The organism is Streptomyces sp. NPDC043427, from assembly GCF_056436655.1.
On the sequence record NZ_JBWKCC010000007.1, the window covers coordinates 130,968 to 156,284 of the forward strand.

General features: G+C 71.0%; 24 protein-coding genes and 1 riboswitch. Of the genes, 17 read left to right on the plus strand and 7 right to left on the minus strand.

Features of this window, described 5'->3' with window-relative positions; all coding sequences use genetic code 11:
* Positions 1 to 365 precede the first annotated feature (365 nt).
* From AC067M_RS15125 to AC067M_RS15140, 4 genes are all read left to right on the plus strand, one after another.
* Positions 366 to 1,715, plus strand: coding sequence for a M16 family metallopeptidase (locus tag AC067M_RS15125; RefSeq protein WP_393623499.1), 1,350 nt, complete (start codon positions 366 to 368; stop codon positions 1,713 to 1,715).
* The gene (locus AC067M_RS15130) at positions 1,712 to 3,100 is read left to right on the plus strand and encodes a M16 family metallopeptidase (RefSeq protein WP_478697440.1); all 1,389 of its coding nucleotides are present in this window, start codon (positions 1,712 to 1,714) and stop codon (positions 3,098 to 3,100) included. The genes AC067M_RS15125 and AC067M_RS15130 overlap by 4 nt, the downstream gene beginning before the upstream one ends.
* A gap of 202 nt (positions 3,101 to 3,302) precedes the next feature.
* Positions 3,303 to 3,469, plus strand: a riboswitch (cyclic di-AMP (ydaO/yuaA leader).
* A gap of 14 nt (positions 3,470 to 3,483) precedes the next feature.
* On the plus strand, positions 3,484 to 4,257 hold the full coding sequence (locus tag AC067M_RS15135) for a M23 family metallopeptidase (RefSeq protein ID WP_478697441.1): 774 nt from the start codon (positions 3,484 to 3,486) through the stop codon (positions 4,255 to 4,257).
* 188 nt (positions 4,258 to 4,445) lie between these two features.
* Entirely contained in the window at positions 4,446 to 5,138 is a 693-nt protein-coding gene (locus tag AC067M_RS15140) for a GntR family transcriptional regulator (RefSeq protein WP_478697442.1), read from the plus strand.
* A gap of 193 nt (positions 5,139 to 5,331) precedes the next feature.
* Here the strand turns inward: AC067M_RS15140 and AC067M_RS15145 are convergent, their stop codons facing one another.
* Entirely contained in the window at positions 5,332 to 5,613 is a 282-nt protein-coding gene (locus AC067M_RS15145) for an HPr family phosphocarrier protein (protein WP_016432192.1), read from the minus strand.
* A 177-nt stretch (positions 5,614 to 5,790) separates the two neighbouring features.
* Here AC067M_RS15145 and AC067M_RS15150 point away from each other — a divergent pair, with 177 nt between their 5' ends.
* The 4 genes from AC067M_RS15150 to AC067M_RS15165 are packed head-to-tail and all read left to right on the plus strand — an operon-like array spanning position 5,791 to position 11,159.
* Positions 5,791 to 8,625, plus strand: coding sequence for a bifunctional acetate--CoA ligase family protein/GNAT family N-acetyltransferase (locus tag AC067M_RS15150; RefSeq protein WP_478697443.1), 2,835 nt, complete (start codon positions 5,791 to 5,793; stop codon positions 8,623 to 8,625).
* Positions 8,626 to 8,667: 42 nt separating this feature from the next.
* A complete protein-coding gene (locus AC067M_RS15155) occupies positions 8,668 to 9,264 on the plus strand; it encodes a DUF5998 family protein (protein WP_478697444.1) in 597 nt (198 codons plus the stop codon).
* Entirely contained in the window at positions 9,264 to 10,460 is a 1,197-nt protein-coding gene (locus AC067M_RS15160) for an alkaline phosphatase family protein (protein WP_478697445.1), read from the plus strand. The genes AC067M_RS15155 and AC067M_RS15160 overlap by 1 nt, the downstream gene beginning before the upstream one ends.
* A 48-nt stretch (positions 10,461 to 10,508) precedes the next feature.
* Positions 10,509 to 11,159, plus strand: a complete 651-nt coding sequence (locus tag AC067M_RS15165; protein ID WP_478697446.1) for a thymidine kinase — start codon at positions 10,509 to 10,511, stop codon at positions 11,157 to 11,159.
* A gap of 31 nt (positions 11,160 to 11,190) precedes the next feature.
* Here the strand turns inward: AC067M_RS15165 and AC067M_RS15170 are convergent, their stop codons facing one another.
* Positions 11,191 to 11,994 (minus strand): VOC family protein, encoded by an 804-nt coding sequence (locus AC067M_RS15170; protein ID WP_478697447.1) that lies wholly within the window; start codon positions 11,992 to 11,994, stop codon positions 11,191 to 11,193.
* 298 nt (positions 11,995 to 12,292) lie between these two features.
* On the opposite strand from AC067M_RS15170, the gene AC067M_RS15175 reads away from it, so the two are divergent.
* Positions 12,293 to 13,144, plus strand: coding sequence for a sulfurtransferase (locus tag AC067M_RS15175; protein ID WP_478697448.1), 852 nt, complete (start codon positions 12,293 to 12,295; stop codon positions 13,142 to 13,144).
* Positions 13,145 to 13,212: 68 nt separating this feature from the next.
* On the opposite strand, the gene sepH is transcribed toward AC067M_RS15175, so the two are convergent.
* From sepH to AC067M_RS15190, 3 genes are all read right to left on the minus strand, one after another.
* On the minus strand, positions 13,213 to 14,244 hold the full coding sequence (gene sepH / locus AC067M_RS15180) for a septation protein SepH (RefSeq protein ID WP_478697449.1): 1,032 nt from the start codon (positions 14,242 to 14,244) through the stop codon (positions 13,213 to 13,215).
* Between the two features lie 479 nt (positions 14,245 to 14,723).
* Positions 14,724 to 16,043 (minus strand): D-arabinono-1,4-lactone oxidase, encoded by a 1,320-nt coding sequence (locus tag AC067M_RS15185; RefSeq protein WP_478697450.1) that lies wholly within the window; start codon positions 16,041 to 16,043, stop codon positions 14,724 to 14,726.
* Positions 16,003 to 17,241, minus strand: a complete 1,239-nt coding sequence (locus AC067M_RS15190) for an MFS transporter (protein WP_478697451.1) — start codon at positions 17,239 to 17,241, stop codon at positions 16,003 to 16,005. The genes AC067M_RS15185 and AC067M_RS15190 overlap by 41 nt, the downstream gene beginning before the upstream one ends.
* 217 nt (positions 17,242 to 17,458) lie before the next feature.
* On the opposite strand from AC067M_RS15190, the gene AC067M_RS15195 reads away from it, so the two are divergent.
* Both AC067M_RS15195 and AC067M_RS15200 read left to right on the plus strand, forming a co-directional pair.
* Positions 17,459 to 18,586, plus strand: coding sequence for a ferrochelatase (locus tag AC067M_RS15195; protein ID WP_478697452.1), 1,128 nt, complete (start codon positions 17,459 to 17,461; stop codon positions 18,584 to 18,586).
* Positions 18,587 to 18,594: 8 nt separating this feature from the next.
* Positions 18,595 to 19,410 (plus strand): inositol monophosphatase family protein, encoded by an 816-nt coding sequence (locus tag AC067M_RS15200; protein ID WP_478697453.1) that lies wholly within the window; start codon positions 18,595 to 18,597, stop codon positions 19,408 to 19,410.
* A 72-nt stretch (positions 19,411 to 19,482) separates the two neighbouring features.
* Here the strand turns inward: AC067M_RS15200 and AC067M_RS15205 are convergent, their stop codons facing one another.
* Positions 19,483 to 19,656, minus strand: a complete 174-nt coding sequence (locus AC067M_RS15205; protein WP_166662622.1) for a hypothetical protein — start codon at positions 19,654 to 19,656, stop codon at positions 19,483 to 19,485.
* Positions 19,657 to 20,071: 415 nt separating this feature from the next.
* On the opposite strand from AC067M_RS15205, the gene AC067M_RS15210 reads away from it, so the two are divergent.
* The 4 genes from AC067M_RS15210 to AC067M_RS15225 all read left to right on the plus strand — a co-directional run bounded on the left by AC067M_RS15210 (position 20,072) and on the right by AC067M_RS15225 (position 23,626).
* On the plus strand, positions 20,072 to 20,725 hold the full coding sequence (locus AC067M_RS15210; protein ID WP_007385219.1) for a response regulator transcription factor: 654 nt from the start codon (positions 20,072 to 20,074) through the stop codon (positions 20,723 to 20,725).
* A gap of 6 nt (positions 20,726 to 20,731) precedes the next feature.
* Positions 20,732 to 21,964, plus strand: a complete 1,233-nt coding sequence (locus AC067M_RS15215; RefSeq protein WP_478697454.1) for a sensor histidine kinase — start codon at positions 20,732 to 20,734, stop codon at positions 21,962 to 21,964.
* Between the two features lie 395 nt (positions 21,965 to 22,359).
* Positions 22,360 to 22,656, plus strand: coding sequence for a DUF4193 domain-containing protein (locus tag AC067M_RS15220; RefSeq protein ID WP_003993510.1), 297 nt, complete (start codon positions 22,360 to 22,362; stop codon positions 22,654 to 22,656).
* A 13-nt stretch (positions 22,657 to 22,669) separates the two neighbouring features.
* Positions 22,670 to 23,626, plus strand: a complete 957-nt coding sequence (locus AC067M_RS15225; protein WP_478697455.1) for a hypothetical protein — start codon at positions 22,670 to 22,672, stop codon at positions 23,624 to 23,626.
* Positions 23,627 to 23,642: 16 nt separating this feature from the next.
* Here the strand turns inward: AC067M_RS15225 and AC067M_RS15230 are convergent, their stop codons facing one another.
* On the minus strand, positions 23,643 to 24,107 hold the full coding sequence (locus tag AC067M_RS15230; protein WP_478697456.1) for a DUF3093 domain-containing protein: 465 nt from the start codon (positions 24,105 to 24,107) through the stop codon (positions 23,643 to 23,645).
* Positions 24,108 to 24,165: 58 nt separating this feature from the next.
* Here AC067M_RS15230 and AC067M_RS15235 point away from each other — a divergent pair, with 58 nt between their 5' ends.
* A complete protein-coding gene (locus AC067M_RS15235) occupies positions 24,166 to 24,750 on the plus strand; it encodes a PaaI family thioesterase (protein ID WP_478697457.1) in 585 nt (194 codons plus the stop codon).
* Between the two features lie 5 nt (positions 24,751 to 24,755).
* Positions 24,756 to 25,316 carry a dUTP diphosphatase gene (gene dut, locus AC067M_RS15240; protein ID WP_478697568.1) on the plus strand — a complete coding sequence of 187 codons (561 nt, stop codon included), beginning with the start codon at positions 24,756 to 24,758 and terminating at the stop codon, positions 25,314 to 25,316.
* The last annotated feature ends 1 nt before the right edge of the window (position 25,317 follow it).

The following is a 25,317-nucleotide window of genomic DNA, read 5'->3' on the forward strand; positions in this document are numbered from 1 at the left end:
GCTGCCGGCTCCTCCTGTTTCCTGGTCGCTCGCCTACAGGGCGCTCACGTCGCCTTCGGCTCACTCATGGTTGAAGCGTTTGACGGGATCTGATGTGGACCATTGTGGACCGTGGCACTGACAACACGTGCCGGGACCCGGTGCGCAACGCTCGGCCGTCGCCGAGAGGCGCCGCGTGCGCCCACCGGGGCGGCCCTGCGGCACGACTGCCCGCAGGCTACGCCATCGCCGCCCGCAACCGGCTTCTCGCTCTCGGCGTACGACCTCCGGGAACTTCGCCGACCGTCCGCACGCTTGCATAAAGTGGCAGGACCAGCAGGAAATCCGCGGTCGGAACGACCGCTCCCGCGATCGAAGGGATGTACATGCCCATGGGTCACACGGCCACAGCCCAGGCAGGCTCCGGCGGCCTGACAGCGACCGAGCACCGCCTGGCCAACGGCCTGCGCGTGGTGCTCTCAGAGGACCACCTGACCCCCGTCGCGGCGGTGTGCCTCTGGTACGACGTCGGTTCGCGCCATGAAGTCAAGGGGCGCACCGGCCTGGCTCACCTTTTCGAGCACCTCATGTTCCAGGGCTCCGGCCAGGTGAAGGGCAACGGCCACTTCGAGCTGGTGCAGGGCGCCGGCGGCTCGCTCAACGGAACCACGAGCTTCGAGCGCACCAACTACTTCGAGACCATGCCCGCCCACCAGCTGGAGCTCGCCCTCTGGCTGGAGGCCGACCGCATGGGTTCCCTGCTCGCCGCCCTGGACGACGAGTCGATGGAGAACCAGCGGGACGTCGTCAAGAACGAGCGCCGCCAGCGCTACGACAACGTCCCCTATGGCACGGCCTTCGAGAAGCTCACCGCCCTCGCGTACCCGGACGGTCACCCGTACCACCACACGCCCATCGGCTCGATGGCCGACCTGGACGCGGCGACCCTGGAGGACGCGCGCGCGTTCTTCCGTACGTACTACGCGCCCAACAACGCGGTTCTGTCCGTGGTCGGCGACATCGACCCGGAGCAGACCCTTGCCTGGATCGAGAAGTACTTCGGCTCGATCCAGGGCCACGACGGCAAGCCCGCGCCCCGCGACGGCACGCTGCCCGACGTCATCGGCGCGCAGCTGCGCGAGGTCGTCGAGGAGGAGGTCCCCGCGCGCGCCCTGATGGCCGCCTACCGGCTGCCGCACGACGGCACGCGCGCGTGCGACGCGGCCGACCTGGCGCTCACCGTCCTCGGCGGCGGCGAGTCCTCCCGCCTCTACAACCGGCTCGTACGGCGCGACCGCACGGCGGTGGCGGCCGGCTTCGGCCTGCTGCGGCTGGCCGGGGCGCCCTCCCTGGGCTGGCTCGACGTGAAGACCTCCGGTGACGTCGAGGTGCCGGTCATCGAGGCCGCCATCGACGAGGAGCTCGCCCGGTTCGCCGAGGAGGGCCCCACGGCCGAGGAAATGGAACGCGCCCAGGCCCAGTTGGAGCGCGAGTGGCTGGACCGCCTCGGCACGGTCGCGGGCCGCGCCGACGAACTCTGCCGCTACGCGGTGCTGTTCGGCGACCCGCAGCTCGCCCTGACCGCCGTCCAGCGCGTGCTGGAGGTGACGCCGGAGGAGGTCCGGGAGGTCGCCAAGGCCCGCCTGCGCCCCGACAACCGGGCGGTGCTCGTCTACGAGCCGACCGCCGCCGAAGCCCCCGCCGATCAGGACGAGAACGAGGAGGCGGCCCAGTGACCGAGCTCGCCACGATGGACTTCCACCCCCAGCCCCAGGCGGGCGACGCGAAGCCGTGGGCCTTCCCGGCTCCGGAGCGCGGCACCCTCGACAACGGCCTCACGGTCCTGCGCTGCCACCGCCCCGGCCAGCAGGTCGTCGCCGTGGAGGTGCTCCTGGACGCGCCCCTGGAGGCCGAGCCGGCCGGCCTGGACGGCGTCGCAACCATCACGGCCCGGGCCTTCTCCGAGGGCACCGACAAGCACTCCGCCGAGGAGTTCGCCGCCGAGCTGGAGCGCTGCGGCGCCACCCTCGACGCACACGCCGACCACCCCGGCGTACGCCTCAGCCTCGAAGTCCCGGCCTCGCGCCTGGAGAAGGCCCTCGGTCTGCTCGCCGACGCCCTCAGGGCGCCCGCGTTCGCGGACAGCGAGGTCGAGCGGCTCGTCCGCAACCGCCTCGACGAGATCCCGCACGAGCTGGCCAACCCCTCCCGCCGCGCCGCCAAGGAGCTCTCCAAGGAGCTCTTCCCGGTCACGTCGCGCATGTCCCGCCCGCGCCAGGGCACCGAGGACACGGTCCAGAACATCGACTCCGCGGCCGTACGCGCCTTCTACGAGAAGCACGTCCGCCCCGCCACGGCCACCGCCGTGGTCGTCGGCGACCTCACCGGCGTCGACCTGGACGCGCTCCTCGGCGACACCCTGGGCGCCTGGACGGGCTCCTCGGCCCAGCCGCGGCCCGTGCCCGCGGTGACCGCCGACGACACCGGCCGTGTCGTCATCGTGGACCGCCCCGGCGCCGTCCAGACACAGCTGCTCATCGGGCGCATCGGCCCCGACCGGCACGCGCGCGTGTGGCCCGCGCAGGTGCTCGGCACGTACTGCCTCGGCGGCACCCTCACCTCCCGCCTGGACCGCGTGCTGCGCGAGGAGAAGGGCTACACGTACGGTGTGCGGGCGTTCGGGCAGGTCCTGCGCTCGGCCCCCGACGGCTCGGGCGCCGCGATGCTCGCCATCAGCGGTTCCGTCGACACCCCGAACACCGGCCCCGCCCTGCAGGACCTCTGGACGGTGCTGCGCACGCTCGCGGCGGAGGGTCTCACCGACACCGAGCGCGATGTCGCCGTGCAGAACCTCGTCGGGGTGGCGCCGCTGAAGTACGAGACCGCCGCGGCCGTCGCCAGCACGCTGGCCGACCAGGTCGAGCAGCACCTGCCGGACGACTACCAGGCGACGCTGTACCAGCAGCTGGCCGCGACGGGCACCGTGGAGGCCACCGCGGCCGCCGTGAGCGCCTTCCCGGTGGACCGCCTGGTCACCGTCCTCGTCGGTGACGCCGCGCAGATCAAGGAGCCCGTCGAGGCCCTCGGCATCGGCGCCGTCACGGTGGTGTCCGCCGAGTAGCGGCACACACGAGCGGCGGAACGCAGGGGCCCCTGGAGACGGAAACGTCTCCAGGGGCCCCTGATGTCCGAATTGGGGGAGAGGTTGCCTGTCTGGCCTGTGGGATGCGCTACAAAAGCCGTGATCCGTTTGAGGATTGAAAGTGGTCCCGCTTAGCGTCATCCGGGCTGTTCGTCGGGCAATGCGTCGCAACCGCGGCACCGGACAGTCATCGCCGAGTCCCCGTACGGCGCGAGCCAGGGGAGCCGGGGACCCAACTAGGCAGTCCCTGGGGTGAATCGGACGCCCGCGCGTGTCGCGAGGGGGCCCGTAGGAGACCTTCCTGCTCCGAACCCGTCAGCTAACCCGGTAGGCGAGAAGGAAGGAAAGGACCACTCATCTTCATGGCGTTCACCTGCGCCACCGGGAAGCACCGTCGTCCCAGCCGCATGAAGCGCACCACCGCCCGCGCCGCGGGCGTCGCCGCGCTCGCCACCACCGGAGTCATCGGCACCCTGAGCGCACCGGCGCTCGCCGCCGACACTGCCGTCGAGCAGACCGGCCTGATGCCCGTCGTCACCGTCGGCGACGCGGTCGCCGACCGGGTCGACGCCCAGGCCGCCGCCCAGAAGGAGGCCGCCCAGCTGAAGGCGGCTGAGGAGGCCGCGCGTAAGAAGGCCGCCGCGGAGGCCAAGAAGGCGCGCGAGGAGGCCGAGCAGGTCCGCGCGGCCAAGGCCCGTGCCGTGCGCGCCGCCGAGCGCAAGCGCCTCAACGCCTTCGTGGCGCCGATCTCCGGCTCCTACATCTCCACCGGCTACAAGTCCGGCGGCTCCCTGTGGTCCTCCGGCAGTCACACCGGCGTCGACTTCCACGCCGCGAGCGGCACCACGGTGCACGCGGTCGGCTCCGGCACCGTCGTGCAGACGGGTTGGGGCGGCTCCTACGGCAACCAGGTCGTGATCAAGATGAGCGACGGCACGTACACGCAGTACGGCCATCTGTCGTCCATCGGCGTCTCGGTGGGCCAGCAGGTCACCCCGGGGCAGCAGATCGCCCTGTCCGGTGCGACCGGCAACGTGACCGGCCCGCACCTGCACTTCGAGGCCCGTACGACTCCGGAGTACGGCTCGGACATCGATCCGGTCGCCTACCTCCGCCAGCACGGCCTGAACGTCTGACGACAGACCGCAGAACATCCCGCGGCCCCGGCTCCCCGAGCCGGGGCTTTCGCGTTTTCAGGGACCCCGCTGTCCAAAAAATATCCATGGATTCCGGCCCGCCATCGGAAATTCCGGCTCATTGCAATAGAGTCACTGACCACACGTCCATCGTCGACGTTTCACGGGGATTAAGGCGGAGGTCGGTCATGCGTATTCCGGCGCATTCGGTATGCACGGCCATCCGGGACGACATCGTCGCGGGTGTCTACGAGCGCGGTAGCCGGCTCACCGAGGAACTCCTCGCGCGCCGCTACGGCGTCTCTCGCGTCCCCGTGCGGGAAGCCCTGCGCACGCTGGAGGCCGAGGGCTTCGTGGTGACCCGGCGGCACGCGGGCGCGTGCGTCGCCGAACCCACCGAGCAGGAGGCCGCCGACCTGCTGGAGATGCGCATGCTCCTGGAGCCGCTCGGTGCCTCCCGGGCCGCCCAGCGGCGCTCCGAGGCCCACCTGAAGGTGCTGCGCGGGCTCGTCAGGCTGGGCCAGGAACGGGCCAGACGGGGCAACAGCGAGGACCTGCGCTCCTTGGGGAGCTGGTTTCACGAGACGCTCGCCCAGGCCTCCGGCAGCCATGCGATGACCTCCACGCTGACTCAGCTGCGCCACAAGATCGCCTGGATGTACGCGGTGGACGCCCCGGCCGACCCCGTGGAGTCCTGGGCGGAGCACGGCGCGATCGTGGACGCGGTGGCGCGCGGCGACGGCGAGCGCGCGCGGACGATCACGGCGCTGCACACCGAGCGCGCGACCGCCGCGCACCGGCTGCGCTTTTTGGGCGGGGAGCGCCCGGAGCGTGTGAGGACTTCGCAACATCCCGTAAACATGTCGGGCCAGCGGCATTAACACGGGGGCCGTATACAAAGGGGGGATATTCGGTGGGGACATATTTCCGCTGCCCTTTTTTCGGCGCGCCGAGAATTTCCGGTCGCGCGTCCGGGTGTGCCCGCGGTAATTCCTCCTGAAAGCGTCGTGAGAAACGGCGAAGCCGCGCCGCCCGGAAGGGGCGACGCGGCTTCGCGCGTGCTGCGAGCGACGCTCACACGGTCTCGGGCAGCTCCTCGAGGCCTTCGGAGACCAGCTTCGCCAGACGGTCGAGCGCGGCGTCCGCGCCCTCGGCGTCGGAGGCGAGGACGATCTCCTCGCCGCCCTGGGCGCCCAGGCCGAGAACGGCCAGCATGGAGGCCGCGTTGACGGGGTTGCCGTCGGCCTTGGCGATCGTCACGGGGATGCCTGCGGCCGTGGCGGCCCGGACGAAGATGGATGCGGGGCGGGCGTGGAGGCCCTCGGCCCAGCCGACGTTGACGCGGCGCTCAGCCATGTGATGCTGCCCTTCGGTGCTCAGGTTGTCTAGACCAGTGTTCCACACGTGAAGCGTGACAGGAACGGTCCTGCGTCCCGTTCCCCATGTGGTCGTCGAACCTCGGCCTCGATCCGACTTCCGTCCTCCACAGACTGCCTCGCGCCCCTGTCGAGCGCTAGCCGTACTCTGGGCCCCATGCAGAGCGCGTCGGACCGGCACGAGTACCCCGCCCACTGGGAGGCCGACGTGGTGCTGCGCGACGGCGGCACCGCACGCATCCGCCCCATCACCGTTGATGACGCCGAGCGCCTGGTCAGCTTCTATGAGCAGGTCTCGGACGAGTCGAAGTACTACCGCTTCTTCGCGCCCTACCCGCGCCTGTCCGCCAAGGACGTCCACCGCTTCACGCACCACGACTTTGTGGACCGGGTGGGACTCGCGGCCACGGTCGGCGGCGAGTTCATCGCCACCGTACGCTATGACCGCATCGGCGCCGACGGCATGGCCGCCTCCGCCCCCGCCGACGAGGCCGAGGTCGCCTTCCTGGTCCAGGACGCCCACCAGGGGCGCGGCGTCGCCTCCGCCCTCCTCGAACACATCGGAGCGGTCGCGCGCGAGCGTGGCATCCGCCGCTTCGCCGCCGAGGTGCTGCCCGCCAACACCAAGATGATCAAGGTGTTCACGGACGCCGGGTACACCCAGAAGCGCAGCTTCGAGGACGGCGTCGTACGCCTGGAGTTCGACCTCGAACCCACCGAACGCTCACTCGCGGTGCAGTACGCGCGCGAGCACCGCGCCGAGGCGCGGTCCGTGCAACGGCTGCTGACGCCCGGTTCCGTCGCCGTCGTCGGCGTCGGCCGCACGCCCGGCGGTGTGGGCCGCAGCGTCCTCGGCAACATCCGGGACGCCGGGTTCACCGGACGCCTGCACGCCGTGAACAAGGCGTTCCCCGAAGAGCTGAAGGAACTCGACGGGGTGCCTGCCCACCGCTCGGTGCGGGACATCGACGGACCCGTCGACCTCGCGGTCGTCGCCGTGCCCGCCGACCATGTGCTCGAGGTCGTCGCCGAGTGCGGTGAGCACGGCGTCCAGGGGCTTGTCGTGGTCTCCGCCGGATACGCCGAGAGCGGCCCCGAAGGACGCGAGCGTCAACGCCAACTCGTCCGGCACGCACGCGCGTACGGCATGCGCATCATCGGGCCGAATGCCTTCGGGATCATCAACACCTCCCAGAGCGTACGGCTGAACGCCTCCCTCGCCCCCGAGATGCCCCGCCCCGGGCGCATCGGACTGTTCGCCCAGTCCGGCGCCATCGGCATCGCACTCCTCTCCCGGCTCCACCGCCGCGGGGGAGGCGTCACCGGAGTGACCGGCGTGTCCACCTTCGTCTCGTCCGGCAACCGCGCGGACGTCTCCGGCAACGATGTCCTCCAGTACTGGTACGACGACGCCGACACCGACGTCGTCCTCATGTACCTGGAGTCCATCGGCAACCCGCGCAAGTTCACCCGCCTCGCACGCCGTACGGCGGCCGCCAAGCCGCTGGTCGTCGTGCAGGGCGCCGGTTCCGCTCCACAAGGGCACACCGTACGGGCGACGCGGTTGCCGCACGCGACGGTGTCCGCGCTGCTCAGGCAGGCCGGGGTGATCCGGGTGGACACCATCACGGAGCTCGTCGACACCGGGCTGCTGCTCGCACGCCAGCCGCTGCCGACAGGCCCGCGCGTGGCGATCCTCGGGAACTCCGAGTCCCTGGGGCAGCTGACGTACGACGCGTGTCTCTCCGAGGGGCTTCGGCCGTTGCCGCCGTTGGACCTGACGACAGGCGCGTCGGCGGAGGACTTCCGGGTGGCGCTGGCGCGGGCGTTGGCCGACGAGACGAGCGACGCGGTGATCGTGACGGCGATCCCGGCGATCGGTGAGGCGTCGCCGAGGGACGCGGAGCTGGCGGAGGCGCTGCGCACCGCTGCTGCGGCGGCGCCTGCCAAGCCGGTTCTGGTGGTGCACGTCGAGTTGGGCGGGCTTGCGGAGGCATTGTCGGCCGCTGCCAGTACCGCACCACAGGCCGGTGCGAACGCACCCGGCATCGTGGGCGGCGCCCACCCGTTCCGCCCCTTGGACCGATGGGCCACCGCGGCACCGGAACCATCGGCCACCCCGGCCGACTCCCGTCTCATCCCCGCCTACCCCGCCGCCGAACGCGCCGTTCGCGCGCTTGCCGAGGGCGTGAAGTACGCCCAGTGGCGGCGCGATGCCGCCCAGCCCGGGAAGGTGCCCGAGTACGAGGACATCGACGAGAGGGGGGCCGCCGAGAAGATCGGCGGGCTGCTCGCGCGCGGGCAGGGCCTCACGCTCGGCACGGAGGCGACGTGCGAGCTGCTGCGGATGTACGGCGTCCACGTGCACCGCGCGGTGGCCGCACCCACCGCCGAGGACGCTGTCGCCGCCGCGCGCACCCTCGGCTACCCCGTGGCCCTCAAGGCCACCGCCCCACACCTGCGCCACCGCGCCGACCTGGGCGGCGTACGGCTGGACCTCGCCGACGAGGAGCAACTGCGACGGGCCTACACCGAGTTGACCGGTCTGTTCGGGAAGCCGGAGGAGCTGCGGCCGGTCGTGCAGAGGATGGCCCCGCGCGGGGTGGACACGGTTGTCCGCGCGGTCATCGACCCGGCGGCCGGCGCGGTGGTCTCCTTCGGACTCGCCGGTGCGGCCTCCCAGCTGCTCGGGGACATGGCGCACCGGCTCGTGCCCGTCACCGACCGGGACGCGACCTCGCTGATCCGCTCGATCCGGACGGCGCCGCTCCTGTTCGGCTGGCGCGGCTCGACCCCCGTCGACACGCCCGCGCTGGAGGAGCTGCTGCTGCGCGTCTCGCGGCTGGTCGACGACCATCCGGAGGTCGTCGCGGTCACCCTGGAGCCGGTCGTCGTCGCCCCGCGCGGTCTGAGCGTGCTCGGCGCCTCCGTACGCCTGGCGCCACCCCCGGCCCGCGACGACCTCGGCCCTCGGACACTTCCCGTGTACTGAGCGGCGACGAGCGGTCCCTCGCAGTCAGTGCACCCCCGTAGGATGGACGACATGGCCAAGACCAGTACGACGACCCAGGGGCTGCGAGCGGCGATCGAGCGCAGCGGCTACTACCCGGCCCTCGTGGCCGAGGCGGTGGAGACCGCCGTGGGCGGTGAGCCCATCCGGTCGTACCTGGTCCACCAGGAGACGACGTTCGACCAGAACGAGGTGCGGCGGCACGTGACCGTGCTGGTCCTCACCGGCAACCGCTTCATCGTCAGCCACACCGACGAGCAGGCCGCCGACAGCACCTCCCCGACGCCGTACGCCACCACGTCCACGGAGTCCGTGAAACTCAGCCGGATCTCCTCGGTCGTCGTCAGCCGTGTGGTCGCCAACCCGGAGTCGTACACGCCGGGCACGCTGCCCCGCGAGGTGGTGCTGACCATCGGCTGGGGCGCCGTCTCCCGCATCGATCTGGAGCCCGCCGCCTGCGGGGACCCCAACTGCGAAGCCGACCACGGCTACGCGGGTAACTCGACCGCGGACGACCTCAGCCTGCGTGTCAGCGAGGCCGGGGACGGCCCCGAGACGGTGCGCCAGGCCCTCGCCTTCGCGCAGTCGCTCTCCGAGGCGACCGCGGACCAAACCCGCTGATGGTCCAGTCCGTCCCCTGGGACCACCCGGAACCTCTCGCCCTCGGCTCCGCGCCGCTCCCCGAGTACGGCAGCGGCTCGCTCGCCGACCTGCTGCCCACGCTGGCCGCGGGCATGGGCGTACCGGCGATGAAGGCCGCCATCCAGGAGCTCACCCCCGCCGACCGGAACTGCGTGTTCCTGATCGACGGCCTGGGCTGGGAGCAGCTGAAGGCACACCCGGACGAGGCCCCCTTCATGACCTCGCTCCTGGCGAGCTCCCGTGGAGGCACCGGCCGCCCGCTCACCGCCGGCTACCCGGCGACCACCGCGACCTCCCTCGCCTCCGTCGGCACCGGCCTCCCGCCGGGCGCGCACGGCCTGCCCGGATACACGGTCCGCAACCCGGCCACCGGCGAGCTGATGAACCAGCTGCGCTGGCAGCCGTGGACGTCGCCGCGCGTCTGGCAGCCGTACCCCACCGTCTTCCAGCTGGCCGATCAGGCGGGCATCCACGCCGCCCAGGTGTCGTCCCCCACCTTCGAGAACACCCCGCTCACCAAGGTCGCGCTCAGTGGCGGAACGTTCCTCGGGCGGCTGGCCGGCGAGGAGCGCATGGACCTCGCGGCCGAACAACTGGCCGCCGGTGACCGCTCCCTCGTCTATACCTACTACGCCGAGCTCGACGGCGCCGGCCACCGCTACGGCATGGAGTCGGACACATGGCGCGGCCAGCTCATGTACGTCGACCGGCTCGTCCAGCGCCTGGCCGAGCAGCTGCCGCCGCGCACCGCGCTCTACGTCACCGCCGACCACGGCATGGTCGACGTGCCCTTCGACGAGCAGCACCGCATCGACTTCGACGAGGACTGGGAGTTGCGCGCCGGAGTCGCCCTGCTGGGCGGCGAGGGCCGCGCCCGCCACGTCTACGCGGTTCCGGGCGCCGAGAACGACGTCGTGACCTGCTGGCGCGAGGTGCTCGGCGAGCAGTTCTGGGTGGCCTCACGGGACGAGGCGATCGCGGCGGGCTGGTTCGGTCCGCCCGACCGTTTCGACGAACGCGTGTACGCCCGTATCGGTGACGTGGTCGCGGCCGCCCACGACGACGTCCTGCTCATCGCCTCGGAGCGGGAGCCCAAGGAGTCGGCGATGGTCGGCAACCACGGTTCCATGACCCCTGCCGAGCAACTGATTCCCCTGCTCGAAGTACGCTCCTGACCTACACGCCTCCTCACGCCCTCTTCGCCGAAAGGTGCTCAACTCGCCATGCCCGAGCTGGTCTTCTTCTCCGGAACCATGGACTGCGGGAAGTCGACGCTGGCTCTCCAGATCGAGCACAACCGCTCCGCGCGCGGTCTGCAGGGTGTGATCCTCACCCGCGACGACCGCGCGGGCGAGGGCAAGCTGTCCTCGCGCCTCGGCCTGGTCACCGACGCGGTCGAGGTCGAGGACGGACAGGACCTCTACGCGTACATCGTCGACCACCTCTCCCACGGCGGCCGCGCGGACTATGTGATCGCGGACGAGGCGCAGTTCCTGGCGCCGGAGCAGATCGACCAGCTCGCGCGCGTGGTCGACGATCTGAGCATCGATGTGTACGCCTTCGGCATCACGACCGACTTCCGCTCCAAGCTGTTCCCCGGCTCCCAGCGCCTCGTGGAACTCGCCGACCGGGTCGAGGTGCTCCAGGTCGAGGCCCTGTGCTGGTGCGGCGCCCGCGCCACCCACAACGCCCGCACGGTAGGGGGCGTCATGGTCGTCGAGGGCGCCCAGGTCGTCGTCGGCGACGTCAACCAGGCGGACGCCATCGGCTACGAGGTGCTGTGCCGTCGGCACCACAGGCGCCGCATGACAGCCGCCTCGGCCCGCGCGGCGGCCTTGTCGCCGGACGTGCTGCCGGTGTCCTCGGTCTCCTAGAACGCCGCTGCGGGCGACGGCGCCCTCGGCGTCAGCGGGGCCCCTGGATCAGGGAGAAGCGGGCGCCCTCCGGGTCGGCCACGGTGGCCACGCGACCGTGGGCGCTGTCGTGGGCCCCTTGAAGGACATGCCCGCCCAGGCCGACGAGTCGGTCCAGCGCCTCGTCCGTGTCCGCCACTTCGAAGTACGTCAGCCAGTGCGGCCCCCGCTCCCGGGGCAGGGCGTGGCCCACGCCGTGGACACCGGCGACCGGGCGGCCGTCGACGTGCAGGGTGACGTAGTCGAAGTCGGCGGAGACCACCGGCTCCTCCTCGTAGCCGAACACCGTCTTGTAGAACTTGGTGACGCTCACGGTCTCGGAGGTCAGCAGTTCGTTCCAGGCGGGCGTCCCGGGCACGCCGGTGACACGGATGCCACCGTGTGCCCCCGCCTGCCAGATGCCGAAGACGGCGCCCGAGGGGTCCGAGCCGATCGCGAGGCGCCCGGCCTCGGCGGCGTCCAGCGGTCCGACGCCGATGGTGCCGCCGCACAGCCGTACCGTTTCAGCCGTCAGGTCCACGTCGTCGGAGGCGAGGTAGGGCGTCCAGGCGATGGGGAGATGCCGGTCGGGGGGAAGTTGCCCGATGCCGGCCACTTCGCGGCCGTCGAGCAGGGCTCTTACGTAGGGCCCGAGTTGTTGAGGGCCGGGCTCGAACTCCCAGCCGAACAGCTCACGGTAGAACTCCTGGGTCGCGGCCAGCCCGTGCACCATCAGACTCACCCAGCAGGGCGTGCCGGGCACGTACCTGGCGTGCGCCTCGTCGTTCAGGCCGGCCGACCTCCGTGCCTCGGTCATCGTCACTCTCTTCTCGGCCCCTCGCGGTGGCCGCGTTTTCGCTTCCGCTGTCCGGACCCCGTGCCGATGCTCGCAGCACCCGTGGTGCCGGGTGCTCGGGCGTGCCGCCGGTATGCCGCCCCGTGACCGTAGAGTGCCCTGTGTGCGGTTCCCGGTCCGTTTCCGCGCGCTTGCCGACGGGTGTCGATCGGCTGTACCGCACGTGCCCGATACGGTACGCCCCGTGATCGGGCCTGTCCGGCGGAGCAGAGTAACCGGACCTGGACGATGCGGCCACCCCGTGCGCGAGGATGGGGCCATGAACGCCATCATCTCCGCATCCGAACTCGAGGGCGCCCTGACGGGGGAGAACCCACCGGTGCTGCTCGACGTCCGCTGGCAGCTCAGCGTGGCCAAGGCGGCCGGGGAGCCGCCCTTCGACGGCCGGGCCGAGTACGAGGCCGGGCACATCCCCGGCGCGGTCTACGTGGACCTGGACCGGGAGCTGGCCGGCCCGCCCGGCGAGCGGGGCCGCCATCCCCTGCCCGACGTGGCGGAGTTCGGCGCGGCCATGCGCCGGGCCGGTGTGTCGGCCGCGACGCCGGTCGTCGTGTACGACGGCGGACAGGGCTGGGCGGCGGCCCGCGCGTGGTGGATGCTGCGCTGGACGGGTCACCCGGACGTGCGGGTCCTCGACGGCGGGTTGCCGTCCTGGCAGGAACAGTTGTCGGTGGAGGTGCCCACGCCCGCCGAGGGCGACTTCGAGCCGGTGCCCGCGCCCGCGGACCTGCTCGACGCCGATGACGCCGCGGCGCTGGCCCGCGCCGGAGTGCTCCTCGACGCGCGCGCGGGGGAGCGGTACCGCGGTGAGGTGGAGCCGATCGACCGGGTCGGCGGCCACATTCCGGGGGCGGTCTCGGCGCCCACCACCGAGAACGTGGGGTCGGACGGCCGGTTCCTGCCCGTCGAGGAGCTGAGGGCGCGTTTCAAGGCGCTGGGGGCCGGTGACGGCACCGAGGTGGGTGTCTACTGCGGTTCGGGCGTGTCAGGGGCGCACGAAGTGCTGGCGCTGGCCGTGGCCGGGGTGCCGGCGGCGCTCTACGTCGGCTCCTGGTCGGAATGGTCCTCGGACCGCTCCCGACCGGTCGCCGTGGGACCCGATCCCCAGTAGCGGCGGCAACACAAGCGGACGGGGCCCGCGTCGACTTCGGCGCGGGCCCGTCGTCCTCGTACGGTCGGCTACTCCTGCTTCTTGCGCCGGGTGCCGAACACGATCTCGTCCCAGCTGGGGACCGCGGCCCGGCGACCGGGGCGGACGCCGTCCGCCTCGGCCTGGCGGTCGGTGGAGCCGACCAGCCGGTCGCGGTGGCTGCCGACCGAGCGGGGCATGAGCACGTCCGCGTAGGCGGAACCGGCGGAGGCGGCGGGAGCCGGGGGCTCCTCCTCGGCGGCGACCGGCTCGTCGGGCGGTTCCTCCGAGGTCTCCACCGGGCGCTCCGGGACGACCAGGTCGCCTCTGAAGCTCGGCACGGCTTCCAACAGGCTGGTCAGCGAGTCCCGTTCACCCGTGCTCTCCTCGGCCGGCTCGGACGCCTGCGCCGGCAGACTCGGCCGGTCGGGGGCGCGATCGAGCGTGCGGTCGCGCGGCAGCCGGGCGATACGCGGTACGAACGGAAAACTGGGCTCGGGTGCGGCGAGGTCATCGGACTCGCCGATCAGTGAGCGTGCCTCGTCGTCGACGGCCTGGACGAGTCTGCGTGGCGGATCGTAGGTCCAGCTCGCCGAGTGCGGTTCACCCGCGACCAGGTAGACCAGCAGGACCTCCCAGGTGCCGTCGTCGCGGCGCCAGGAGTCCCACTGCACGGTGTCCTTCTCGGCGCCACGCAGCAGCAGTCGCTCCTGGACGGCCTCGCCGAGTTGGGGTCCGGCGTTCTCGCCGGGGCGGCGGACGGGTGTCTTGCGGGCCCGCTCGGCCATGAACGCCCGCTCGGCCAGCACGGGGCCCTCGAAGCGGCGTACGCGATCGACGGGGATGCCGGCCATCTGGGCGACTTCTTCCGCCGTCGCGCCAGCACGTATCCGCGCCTGGATGTCACGGGGGCGGAGATGGCTCTCCACCTCGATCTCGATCTGGCCGAGGCGGGGACGGTCGCCGCGGACGGCGGCGCGCAGACGCTCGTCAATCGGAAGCGTGTACTCCGTGCTGTCCGCAGCCTTCAGCACCAGCCGTGTGCCGTCATTCGAGACGGCCACGACACGCAGTTCGGGCATGGGGACCTCCCGGGTGGTGCCTGCCGACGTCACGTGCGTCGCTGCTTCCGCTAGTCGAGTGTGGCCTGCCCGGGTGCAGCCTGCCACAACCTTGCCGAGTTGCCCGGCGTGTCGGGCACGGGCCCTGGATCGCCGTTATGGCACGGTTACCTATTCGCAACGCTAAGTGACCAACTCCGTCACCCTGTGCAACTAGCCCCCCTCCCGGCGGTCCAGCAAGGCCCGGGACACCCTGGTGGGAGACCGGGCCCAGGGCTCGCAACAGTACTCCATTCGGGCCACGTGCGTGGATTGGCGCGCCGCCCAACTTCTCGCAAGACATGGGGCCCGGCCGTCTGTCACGTGATTTTCGAGATCTTGAAAGTGGCGTACTTCACGCAATCGACAGAAACGGAGCGATCGTTGCCCCCTGGGTAATTCCTCACGCCCCCTCGGCTTCCCCGCGCCCCCTCGACTCATGCGCGCCCCTCTTGGCCCTTCTACGCCCCCAGGACCCTGCGCAAGTAGTCGTTCTGGAACCGCCGGTCGGGGTCGAGCCGGTCCCGCAGTGCCCTGAACTCGCCGAAGCGTGGATACACCCCCGCGAAGTAGTCCGCGTCCCGCGTGTGCACCTTGCCCCAGTGCGGCCGACCCTCGTGCGCGGTGAAGATGCGCTCCGCGGCCGTGAAATACCCCTGGTAGGGCGTGCCCTTGGCCATGTGGACGGCGATGTAGGCGCTGTCGCGCCCGGAGGCCGTGGACAGGGTGATGTCGTCGCCGGGAGCGGTGCGCACTTCGACCGGGAAGCTGACCCGCAGGGGGGAGCGGTCGACCATGGCCTTCAACTCGCGCAGCGCCTCGGTCACGGCCTCGCGCGGGACGGCGTATTCCATCTCCACGAACCGCACCCGGCGCGGAGAGGTGAACACCTTGTAGGGAATGTCGGTGTAGGTGCGCGCGGACAGGGCCTTGCTTGAGATCTGGGCGATCGTCGGGATCGTGCCGGGCACTGCCCGGCCGACCCACTGGGCCACCTGGAAGACGCCGTTGGAGAGGAACTCGTCCTCGAACCAGCCCTGGAGCTGCGGCACCGGCTTCTCCGGACCAGCGCTGCGATTGTTGCGCTTGGTGTTGGTGCTGCCGGTGTGCGGGAACCAGTAGAACTCGAAGTGCTCGTTCTCCGCCCAGAGTTCGTCGAAGTCGGCGAGCACCTTGTCGAACGGCATCGGCTCCTCGCGCGCCGTGAGCAGGAAGATCGGCTCCACGGCGAACGTGATCGCGGTGACGATGCCGAGGGCACCCAGGCCGATCCGGGCGGCCGCGAAGACCTCGGGGTTCTCCTTCTCGGAGCAGGTGAGCACCGACCCGTCGGCCGTGACCAGTTCCAGCCCCTTGATCTGCGCGGCGATCGAGGCGGACTCGCGGCCCGTGCCGTGCGTGCCGGTGCTGGTAGCTCCGGAGACCGTCTGTTCCATGATGTCGCCCATGTTCGTGAGCGACAGGCCCTCCCGCGCGAGCGCCACATTGAGCCTCTTGAGCGGGGTGCCGGCCTCGACCGTGACGGTCATCGCCTCCCGGTCAATGGCGCGTATGCCCGTCAACAGTTGAGGGCGGATCAACAGACCGTCGGTGGCGGCGATCGACGTGAAGGAGTGCCCGGTTCCGACCGCCTTGACCTTCAGACCGTCCTCAGCGGCCCTGCGTACGGCCGCGGCCAGCTCCTCGACGGAGGCGGGCGTGGCCTCCCGCGCGGGGCGCGCGGAGACATTGCCTCCCCAGTTACGCCACGTGCCGTTCCTGCCGCTCGCTGTGCTGCTCAACGGTGCCTCCCCGACGCGGAGCCGGCCTGCTGAGCCGGCGGTACCCCAGGAAACCGACCGCGACCGCGACGGCTCCGGACACCGCCGGAACCCCGTACCCGGCCCGCGCACCGGCCGCGTCGATCACCCAGCCGGCCGCGGAGGAGCCGAGCGCGACCCCGACCGCGAGCCCGGTGCTCACCCAGGTCATGCCCTCGGTCAGTTGTGCGCGTGGTACGTGCTCCTCGATGAGGGACATGGTCGTGATCATCGTGGGTGCGATGGACAGTCCCGCAACGAAGAGCGTCACGGCCAGAAGCGGCAAGTTTCCGACCAGTAGGAGGGGGATCATACTCACGGCCATCATGAAGACGCCCAGCAGCCAGCGACGTTCGGGCGCTCCCTTGAAGCGCATCAGCCCGAACACGATGCCCGCAACGCACGATCCCGCCGCATAGAGGGCGAGGACCACGCTCGCGGCGCCCTTGTGGCCCTGCTCGTCGGCGAAGGCGACGGTGACCACGTCGACGGCCCCGAAGATCGCCCCGGTCGCCACGAAGGTGGCCACCAGGACCTGGAGGCCGACCGAGCGCAGCGCCGAGCCGCCGCCGCGGTGCTCGCGCGGATGCGGCGCGGGCTCGGTGGCGCGCTGCGCGGTCAGCCAGAAGACGCCGACGGCGAGGAAGCAGGCCGCCAGCAGCGGCCCCGCCTCCGGGAACCAGGCCGTCGACAGACCGATGGAGATGATCGGCCCGAAGATGAAGCACACCTCGTCCACCACGGACTCGAAGGAGTACGCGGTGTGCAGCTGCGGGGTGCCCCGGTACAGCGCGGCCCAGCGCGCGCGGATCATCGCCCCGAGGCTCGGCACGGAGCCGACGCCGGCGGAGCAGACGAACAGCACCCAGTCCGGCCAGCGGTAGTGCGCGGCGAGCAGCAGCACGGCCGCCGAGGTGAGCGCGACGAGGGTCGCGGGACGCAGCACCCTGCGCTGCCCGTACTGGTCCACCAGTCGTGAGATCTGCGGCCCGAGCACCGCGGCGGCCAGCGCGATGGTCGCCGACAGCGCGCCCGCAAGCCCGTAGCGTCCGGTCAGCTGGGAGATCATCGTGACCACGCCGATGCCCATCATCGACAGAGGCATCCGGCCGATGAACCCCGCAGCGGAGAAACCCTTGGAGCCGGGCGCTGCGAACAATGCGATGTAGGGGCTGGGCACGTGGCTCTCCGATGGGTCCGGTCACGCGCGCGACGGCTCGGCGCGGCGTGAACGAAGTGGCTCGTAAGGCCCGTATGCGGCCGATACAACTTACGAGAGTTAGGCAACCCTAACTCAATGGGAAACAGGTCGGTACGGCTACCGGGAAAACGGACCGGTACCCCACTGGTCACCCCGCCGTTTCCCGGCTGTCGGTGCCGGGTGGCAGGATCGACTCATGCCAGACGCGCTCGATGTCACCCCCTACGACGCCCTGCTCCTGCTCTCCTTCGGCGGCCCGGAAGGCCCGGACGACGTGGTCCCCTTCCTGGAGAACGTGACGCGAGGGCGCGGCATCCCCAAGGAACGCCTCAAGGAAGTCGGTCAGCACTACTTCCTGTTCGGCGGGATCAGTCCCATCAACGACCAGAACCGTGCCCTGCTGGACGCCCTGCGCAAGGACTTCGCCGACCACGGCCTGGATCTGCCGATCTACTGGGGCAACCGCAACTGGGCCCCGTACCTGACCGACACCCTGCGCGAGATGGCCGCCGACGGCCGCCGACGCATCCTCGTCCTCGCCACCAGCGCCTACGCCTCGTACTCCGGCTGCCGCCAGTACCGCGAGAACCTCGCCGACGCACTGGCCGCCTTGGAGTCCGAGGGCCTCGACCTGCCGAAGGTCGACAAGCTGCGCCACTACTTCAACCACCCGGGCTTCCTCGAGCCCATGATCGACGGCGTGATCGAGTCCCTCGCCGGCCTCCCCGAGGAGGTCCGGGACGGCGCCCACATCGCCTTCACGACCCACTCCATCCCGACGGCGTCCGCCGACACCTCAGGCCCGCTCGAAGACCACGGCGACGGCGGCGCGTACGTCAGACAGCACCTGGACGTGGCACAGCTCATCGCCGACGCCGTCCGCGAGCGCACCGGCGTCGACCATCCCTGGCAACTCGTCTACCAGTCCCGCTCCGGCGCCCCCCACATCCCCTGGCTGGAGCCCGACATCTGCGACCACCTCGAGGAGCGCCACGCCGCTGGAGTCCCCGCCGTCGTGATGGCCCCCATCGGCTTCGTCTCCGACCACATGGAGGTCCTCTACGACCTCGACACGGAGGCCAAGACCAAGGCAGGAGAACTGGGCCTGCCGGTGCGCCGCTCGGCCACGGTGGGCGCCGACCCCCGCTTCGCCGCCGCGATCCGCGAGCTCGTCCTCGAGCGCGCCACGGTCGAGAGCGGCCGCGAGGCCACGCCCTGCGCCCTGGGCGCCCTCGGCGCGAGCCACGACCTCTGCCCCGTGGGCTGCTGCCCGGCCCGCGCCCCCCGCCCCGCCGCCGCGGGCGCCGACAGCCCCTACGCCTGAGGAGCCCCGTGACCGACTCCCTGCACTCGGACCTGCTCAAGCTCGCGCACGAGGCCGCCCGCCGGGCCGGCGAACTGCTGCGCGACGGCCGCCCGGCCGACCTCGCGGTCGCAGCGACCAAGTCGAGCCCCATCGACGTGGTCACCGAGATGGACATCGCCGCGGAGCGGCTGATCACCGGCCTCATCGCCGACCACCGTCCCGACGACGGCTTCCTCGGCGAGGAGGGCGCCGCCACCGAGGGCACCACCGGCATCCGCTGGGTGATCGACCCCCTCGACGGCACCGTGAACTACCTGTACGGGCTCCCCACCTGGTCCGTCTCCATCGCGGCCGAGGAGCACGGCGAGACCGTCGTCGGCGTGGTCGTCATCCCGATGCGCGGCGAGACGTACCACGCCGTTCGCGGCGGCGGAGCCTGGGCCACCGGCGCCTGGGAGGGCGAGCGCAGGCTGTCCTGCCGCCCGGCCCCGCCCCTGGAGCAGGCCCTGGTCTCCACGGGCTTCAACTACGTCACCGAGGTCCGCGCCCACCAGGCGGAGGTCGCCCACAAGCTGATCCCCCTCCTGCGTGACATCCGCCGCGCCGGCTCGGCCGCGGTCGACCTGTGCGATGTCGCCGCGGGCCGCCTGGACGGCTACTACGAGCGCGGCCTGCACCCCTGGGACCTCGCCGCGGGCGACCTCATCGCCCGGGAGGCGGGCGCGCTGACCGGTGGACGCCCCGGAGAGCGCCCGTCACGCGGCCTGGCAGTCGCGGGCACCCCCGGCGTCTTCGAGCCCCTCCAGCGCCTTCTGGAGGACTTCGGGGCCTGGCACGACTGACCCCGCAGGCGATCGAGCAAAACAGCGGGGCCCCGGCGCTGGATTCGCCGGGGCCCCGCTGTGCTGCGCCGATCAGACGCTGAACGCACCGACTTCCACACCGTGGTCGGCGGCGAGGCGGCGCAGGTCGTCGAGCTCGCCCTGCTCCACTTCGACGAGGAAGTCGTCGCCCTCGTCGCGAGCCCGCGTCAGGTCGGACTCGGTCGCCCTTATGCGCTGCAGAAGTCCTGCGGTGAATGCGTCCATGCTGCGCCCCCTCGTCCTGGGTCGTGGGTCGATGGCACGGGGGTGTGCCGTTCGGAAGGGGCGATCACGTCTCCAGTAGGTGCCCAGCGCTGCCCAGGCCGGGCGGCGACGGTGCCGGACACCCACGCCCACTCTGCTGCAAGCGGGTCGCGGCGTGCCGCATGGTGGTACGGCACATGCAGAGCGTGATCGCGGGGTGTAAAGCCGTCCTCCCCCCGCTCCCTTCCGCGGAAACCTCAACGGAACGAGAAAATCTCGCATTCCCCCGCCTCATACCTGTCCTTCGGACCGCGCTCACCGTCTTACAGCCGACTTATGGCTGAAAAGGGCAGGATGGAGCCACACACCCGTCAACACTCCTGCCCGCGTGCGCTCATCGAGCGCTACGCGGGTGGACACAGGAAGGACAAGCGACGTGCGCGTACTCGTCGTCGAGGACGAGCAACTGCTCGCCGATGCGGTGGCCACCGGACTGCGCCGGGAGGCCATGGCCGTCGACGTCGTGTACGACGGTGCGGCCGCCCTGGAGCGCATCGGCGTCAACGACTACGACGTCGTCGTCCTCGACCGAGACCTCCCGCTCGTGCACGGCGACGACGTCTGCCGCAAGATCGTCGAGCTGGGCATGCCCACGCGCGTGCTGATGCTCACGGCGTCCGGCGACGTCAGCGACCGTGTCGAGGGTCTGGAGATCGGCGCCGACGACTATCTTCCCAAGCCCTTCGCATTCAGCGAGCTGACGGCACGCGTGCGTGCCCTGGGCCGCCGTACGAGCGTGCCTCTGCCGCCGGTCCTGGAGCGCGCCGGGATCAAGCTCGATCCGAACCGCCGCGAGGTCTTCCGCGACGGCAAGGAGGTCCAGCTCGCTCCCAAGGAGTTCGCCGTCCTGGAGGTGCTGATGCGCAGCGAGGGCGCGGTCGTCTCGGCGGAACAGTTGCTCGAGAAGGCCTGGGACGAGAACACCGACCCGTTCACCAACGTCGTGCGCGTCACCGTGATGACGCTGCGCCGGAAGCTGGGCGAGCCCCCGGTGATCGTCACCGTCCCCGGCTCCGGCTACCGGATCTGATCCCCGGTGGCCGCGACGCCCGCGCCTGCCCAGGCGCCCCCGAAGCCCACGTGGGACCCCAGGAGGCCGCAGCCCCCGTTCCCGTGGCTGCGCCCGACCATCCGGATACGGCTCACGCTGCTCTACGGCGGCATGTTCCTGATCGCCGGCATCCTGCTGCTGTCGATCATCTATCTGCTGGCCGCGAACGCGCTCAAAGTGGGCAGTGAACTGCCCTTCAAGATCCTCTCGGGCCAGGTGGCCAGCGAAGTCTGCAACTTCCCGGCGGAACCGACCGCGACCGAGCTCAACCACGCCATGAACGGGTGTGTGAACGAGCAGCGTCAGCACGCGCTGGACGACCTGCTCAGCCGCTCCCTGCTGGCCCTGCTGGGCCTGGCGATCATTGCCTTCGCCTTCGGCTACGCCATGGCCGGGCGCGTGCTGTCCCCGCTCGGCCGGATCACCCGCACCGCGCGGGCGGTGGCGGGCTCGGACCTGTCCCGTCGTATCGAGCTGGACGGCCCGGACGACGAGCTGAAGGAGCTGGCCGACACCTTCGACGACATGCTGGAGCGGCTCCAGCGGGCCTTCACGGCTCAGCAGCGCTTCGTCGGGAACGCCTCGCACGAGCTGAGAACTCCGCTGGCGATCAACCGCACGCTGCTCGAGGTGCATCTGTCCGACCCCAACGCGCCGGTGGAGCTGCAGCAGCTCGGCAAGACGCTGCTGGCGACCAACGAGCGCAGTGAGCAGCTCGTGGAGGGGCTGCTGCTGCTCGCCCGCAGCGACAACCAGATCGTCGAGCGCAAGCCGGTCGATCTGGCGGAGGTGGCTTCCCAGGCCCTCGACCAGGTGCACGGCGAGGCGGAGGCCAAGGGCGTGGAGATCCGCGGCAAGCGTGAGCCCGCGGTCGTCCAGGGCAATGGCGTGCTGCTGGAGCGCATCGCCCTGAACCTGGTGCAGAACGCGGTGCGGTACAACGTGCCCGAGGACGGCTGGGTCGAGGTCTTCACCGAGATCCAGCACGGCCAGGCGGTTCTGGTGGTCTCGAACACTGGGCCGGTCGTGCCGGCGTACGAGATCGACAACCTCTTCGAGCCGTTCCGGCGGCTGCGTACGGAGCGCACGGGCAGCGACAAGGGCGTCGGCCTCGGCCTGTCCATCGTCCGGTCCGTGGCACGGGCGCACGGCGGGCATATCGCGGCGACACCGCGCGAAGGGGGAGGGCTGGTGATGCGAGTCACCCTGCCCGTCTGAGATCATGTCGCGACACACGCGAGGATGTTCGCTGTACGCGGAATTTTCGGGACCCTGTTCCGGCGCCCCCGTGTGTGATCGATCACAAGGGCGATTTTCTGGCCATCTACTCTGCGTGATCATGAGGCCTGCCGGAAAGCCGGGAAAATCCGGGTTTTCGGGGGTCCTGATCACGGGAAGTACACGGTGAGACGCCTTTGAAGTGCGGCATTCGGACCGTGTACGGTCCCGATCGCCATCCATGCCGACCACTCTTGAGGAGTCGGGTTGGGTGTCGATTGAGTAACAGACCTTGATGTGAGGCAAAATCTCCGCCTCGGGTCGGGCACAAGTCCGGCCTCTCACGCGTTACGTGCGCTGGAGACAACGCAGACACCCAGAGGGGGAGAGCGACAATGGCAACCGATTACGACACCCCACGCAAGACCGACGACGACGTCGACTCGGACAGCCTTGAAGAACTGAAGGCTCGTCGTAACGACAAGTCGGCCTCCGCGGTCGACGTGGACGAATTCGAGGCCGCCGAGGGCCTCGAACTGCCGGGCGCCGACCTCTCCAACGAGGAGCTGGCCGTCCGGGTGCTGCCCAAGCAGCAGGACGAGTTCACCTGCATGAGCTGCTTCCTGGTGCACCACCGCAGCCAGCTGGCCCGCGAGAAGAACGGGCAGCCGATCTGCCGCGACTGCGACTGAGGACGGGTCGGCCGTGACTGGCTCGACCCCTCCTCGGAAGCGCCGCTTCCCCCTGTGGGGAGCGGACAAAGGGCCGTCCGACGGCCCTCACGGCGTGCGTGACGACGAGCGGGGCTCATCCCGCGGGGAAGCGGTCCCCGGGGGACAAGCCTCGCTCGAACCGGCGAACGACCGGGCTGACCTCCCGGTGCCGGTGCAGAGCCCCGCGCCCGTCGCCAGGCGACGGGCCGCGGTGATACGGGGCAAGGCCGGCGAGATGGCCAGAGAAGGCGTCCGTAAGGGCGGGGACCGGGCAAAGGCGGGTCTGGCGTACCTCGCCGACCGGATCGTCGAACTCGCCCCGCGCGTGCCCGTACGCGACCTGGAGACGCTCCGCAGGCAGTTCCCGGGCCTGGGGCCCGAAGAGCTCGCGGACAAGCTCGTGGCGGGCGCGGCGAGCGCCACGGCGACGGTCGGAGCGGGCGTCGGAGCGGCGGCGATGCTGCCGGTGCCACCCGCCATGCCGGCCGAACTGGCCGCGGAGATCACCGGGGTCGCGGCGATCGAGCTGAAACTCATCGCCGAACTGCACGAGGTGTACGGCCTGCGGCCGCCGGGCAACCTGAAGGACCGCAGCACCGCCTATCTCGGCTCGTGGTCGGGAGAGCGCGGGATCGACGTGATGAAGCCGTCGTCCTTCAACTCGGCCCTCGGGGGCCCGATGAAGCGCGAACTCCGCCAGCAGATCATGAAGCGGATGGTGCGCGACCTGCCGAATCTCATGCCGTTCATGGTGGGAGCCGCCGTCGGGGCGGTCATGAACCGGCGGGACACGAAGAAGGTCGCGGCACGCATCCGGACGGACCTGCGGAAGATGCAGGTGCCGTGGGACGAGCTGCCCGCCCTGCCGCCGCTGGAGACACCGGCGGACCCCCTGACGATGGGGGAGATCCCCAAACAACTCGGCCGGCGCAAGAACCGCAGAGGCTGACGGCGCGCGGGCGGTCCTACGCGGCGGCCGTCCGGGCGGCCTCAAGAGCCTGCGCCAGGCGTTCCGGCTCCCGCGTCGACAGGTACAGGTACGGCGTCGGGTCCTCGGGGTCGGTGACCTCCACCCGCAGGGCGGTGGGGATGTAGGAGCGCAGCAGCAGGAACGCGCGGGTGTCCGCCTTGTAGGTGCGCCAGGCCCTGGCCTCCTCCGCGTCCAGGACCTCCGCCTCGCCCAGGGCCGCCACCGGGATCTTCGCCTCGCCGGCGAGCAGGGAGTCGCCCACTACTCGGATGCGGATCGAGCCGTACGAACTGGCTGCGACGGCCGCGACCGCGGTGCCGCCGGCCAGGCCGCCGAGCATCGGCAGCGTGCCGAAGGGAAGCAGGACGAGGGCGAACGAAACCCCCACCAGGAAGGAGATCAACCACCAGGAGCGGGGGGCGGTGAGACGTTCTTCGTACGGGGCCGCGGAGAGCTGCATGGAGCCAAGCTTGGCACGGTGTCCGTATATGGCCGACGCGCGGGTAAGGTCTGCGGCTGTGAGTGGTACTTCCGCAGCTGTCGATCCTCCCGCCGACGCCGTGCGACCGGTGCGGCACCCCGACGCTCCCGCGCCCGGTGAGCTCCTCGGTGCCCACTACGAACAGTGTTTCGGGTGCGGCAGTGAGCAGCCGCACGGGCTGCACGTCGAGGCACGGGCCGGTGAGGGGGTCACCGTCACCGCCGAGTTCACCGTGCAGGCCGCCCACCAGGGAGCTCCCGGGCTCGCGCACGGCGGGGTCCTCACGAGCGCCCTCGACGAGACCCTCGGCTCGCTGAACTGGCTGCTGCGCACGATCGCCGTGACCGGCCGCCTCGAGACCGACTTCGTGCGGCCCGTGCCCGTGGGCACCACGCTGTACGTGGAGGCCGAGGTGACCGCCGTGGCCGGGCGCAAGATCTACTCGACCGCCACCGGCCGCATCGGCGGCCCCGAGGGGCCCGTGGCCGTCCGGGCCGACGCCCTCTTCATCGAGGTCAAGGTGGAGCACTTCGTCAACCACGGCCGCGAGGAAGAGATCCAGGCCGCGATGAGCGACCCGGACCAGGTCCGGCGCGCCCGCGCCTTCGAGGTGAACCCGTGAGCCCCGTGAGCCCCGTCGGCCGTGAGTCCCTGAACGTCCTGATCCGGCGCGTCGACCCCGACGTACCGCTTCCGGCGTACGAGCACCCCGGTGACGCGGGGGCCGATCTGCGGACCACCGAGAGCTGTGAACTGAGGCCGGGCGAGCGGGCCGTGCTGCCCACGGGGGTGTCCATCGCGCTGCCGGAGGGGTACGCGGCCTTCGTGCACCCGCGTTCGGGGCTCGCCGCCCGGTGCGGTGTCGCTCTCGTGAATGCCCCGGGGACGGTTGACGCCGGGTACCGTGGGGAGATCAAGGTGATCGTGGTGAATCTCGACCCGCGCGAGTCCGTGCGGTTCGAGCGCTTCGACCGGATTGCCCAACTGGTCGTCCAGCAGGTCGAGAGGGTCCGCTTCCAGGAGGTCGCGGAACTTCCCGATTCGGCGCGGGCCGAGGGGGGCTTCGGGTCCACCGGTGGCCACGCCGCGGTGGACGGCGCAAGTGACACAAGGGGTCAGGCCGCCGAGGGCGGCGCGACGGGTGGGAATCGATACGCATCGGTCGTATCCGACCGGGAAGGACAGTGAC

Excerpts from the sequence above, each read along its gene's own strand:
- AC067M_RS15165 (WP_478697446.1), top strand. The coding sequence starts at position 10,509 with ATGCCCGAGCTGGTCTTCTTCTCCGGAACCATGGACTGCGGGAAGTCG.
- AC067M_RS15150 (WP_478697443.1), top strand. The coding sequence starts at position 5,791 with ATGCAGAGCGCGTCGGACCGGCACGAGTACCCCGCCCACTGGGAGGCC.
- AC067M_RS15160 (WP_478697445.1), top strand. The coding sequence starts at position 9,264 with ATGGTCCAGTCCGTCCCCTGGGACCACCCGGAACCTCTCGCCCTCGGC.
- AC067M_RS15140 (WP_478697442.1), top strand. The coding sequence starts at position 4,446 with ATGCGTATTCCGGCGCATTCGGTATGCACGGCCATCCGGGACGACATC.
- AC067M_RS15220 (WP_003993510.1), top strand. The coding sequence starts at position 22,360 with ATGGCAACCGATTACGACACCCCACGCAAGACCGACGACGACGTCGAC.
- AC067M_RS15155 (WP_478697444.1), top strand. The coding sequence starts at position 8,668 with ATGGACGACATGGCCAAGACCAGTACGACGACCCAGGGGCTGCGAGCG.
- AC067M_RS15145 (WP_016432192.1), bottom strand. The coding sequence starts at position 5,613 with ATGGCTGAGCGCCGCGTCAACGTCGGCTGGGCCGAGGGCCTCCACGCC.
- AC067M_RS15230 (WP_478697456.1), bottom strand. The coding sequence starts at position 24,107 with ATGCAGCTCTCCGCGGCCCCGTACGAAGAACGTCTCACCGCCCCCCGC.
- AC067M_RS15195 (WP_478697452.1), top strand. The coding sequence starts at position 17,459 with ATGCCAGACGCGCTCGATGTCACCCCCTACGACGCCCTGCTCCTGCTC.
- AC067M_RS15125 (WP_393623499.1), top strand. The coding sequence starts at position 366 with ATGCCCATGGGTCACACGGCCACAGCCCAGGCAGGCTCCGGCGGCCTG.
- AC067M_RS15205 (WP_166662622.1), bottom strand. The coding sequence starts at position 19,656 with ATGGACGCATTCACCGCAGGACTTCTGCAGCGCATAAGGGCGACCGAG.
- AC067M_RS15170 (WP_478697447.1), bottom strand. The coding sequence starts at position 11,994 with ATGACCGAGGCACGGAGGTCGGCCGGCCTGAACGACGAGGCGCACGCC.
- AC067M_RS15135 (WP_478697441.1), top strand. The coding sequence starts at position 3,484 with ATGGCGTTCACCTGCGCCACCGGGAAGCACCGTCGTCCCAGCCGCATG.
- AC067M_RS15175 (WP_478697448.1), top strand. The coding sequence starts at position 12,293 with ATGAACGCCATCATCTCCGCATCCGAACTCGAGGGCGCCCTGACGGGG.
- sepH (WP_478697449.1), bottom strand. The coding sequence starts at position 14,244 with ATGCCCGAACTGCGTGTCGTGGCCGTCTCGAATGACGGCACACGGCTG.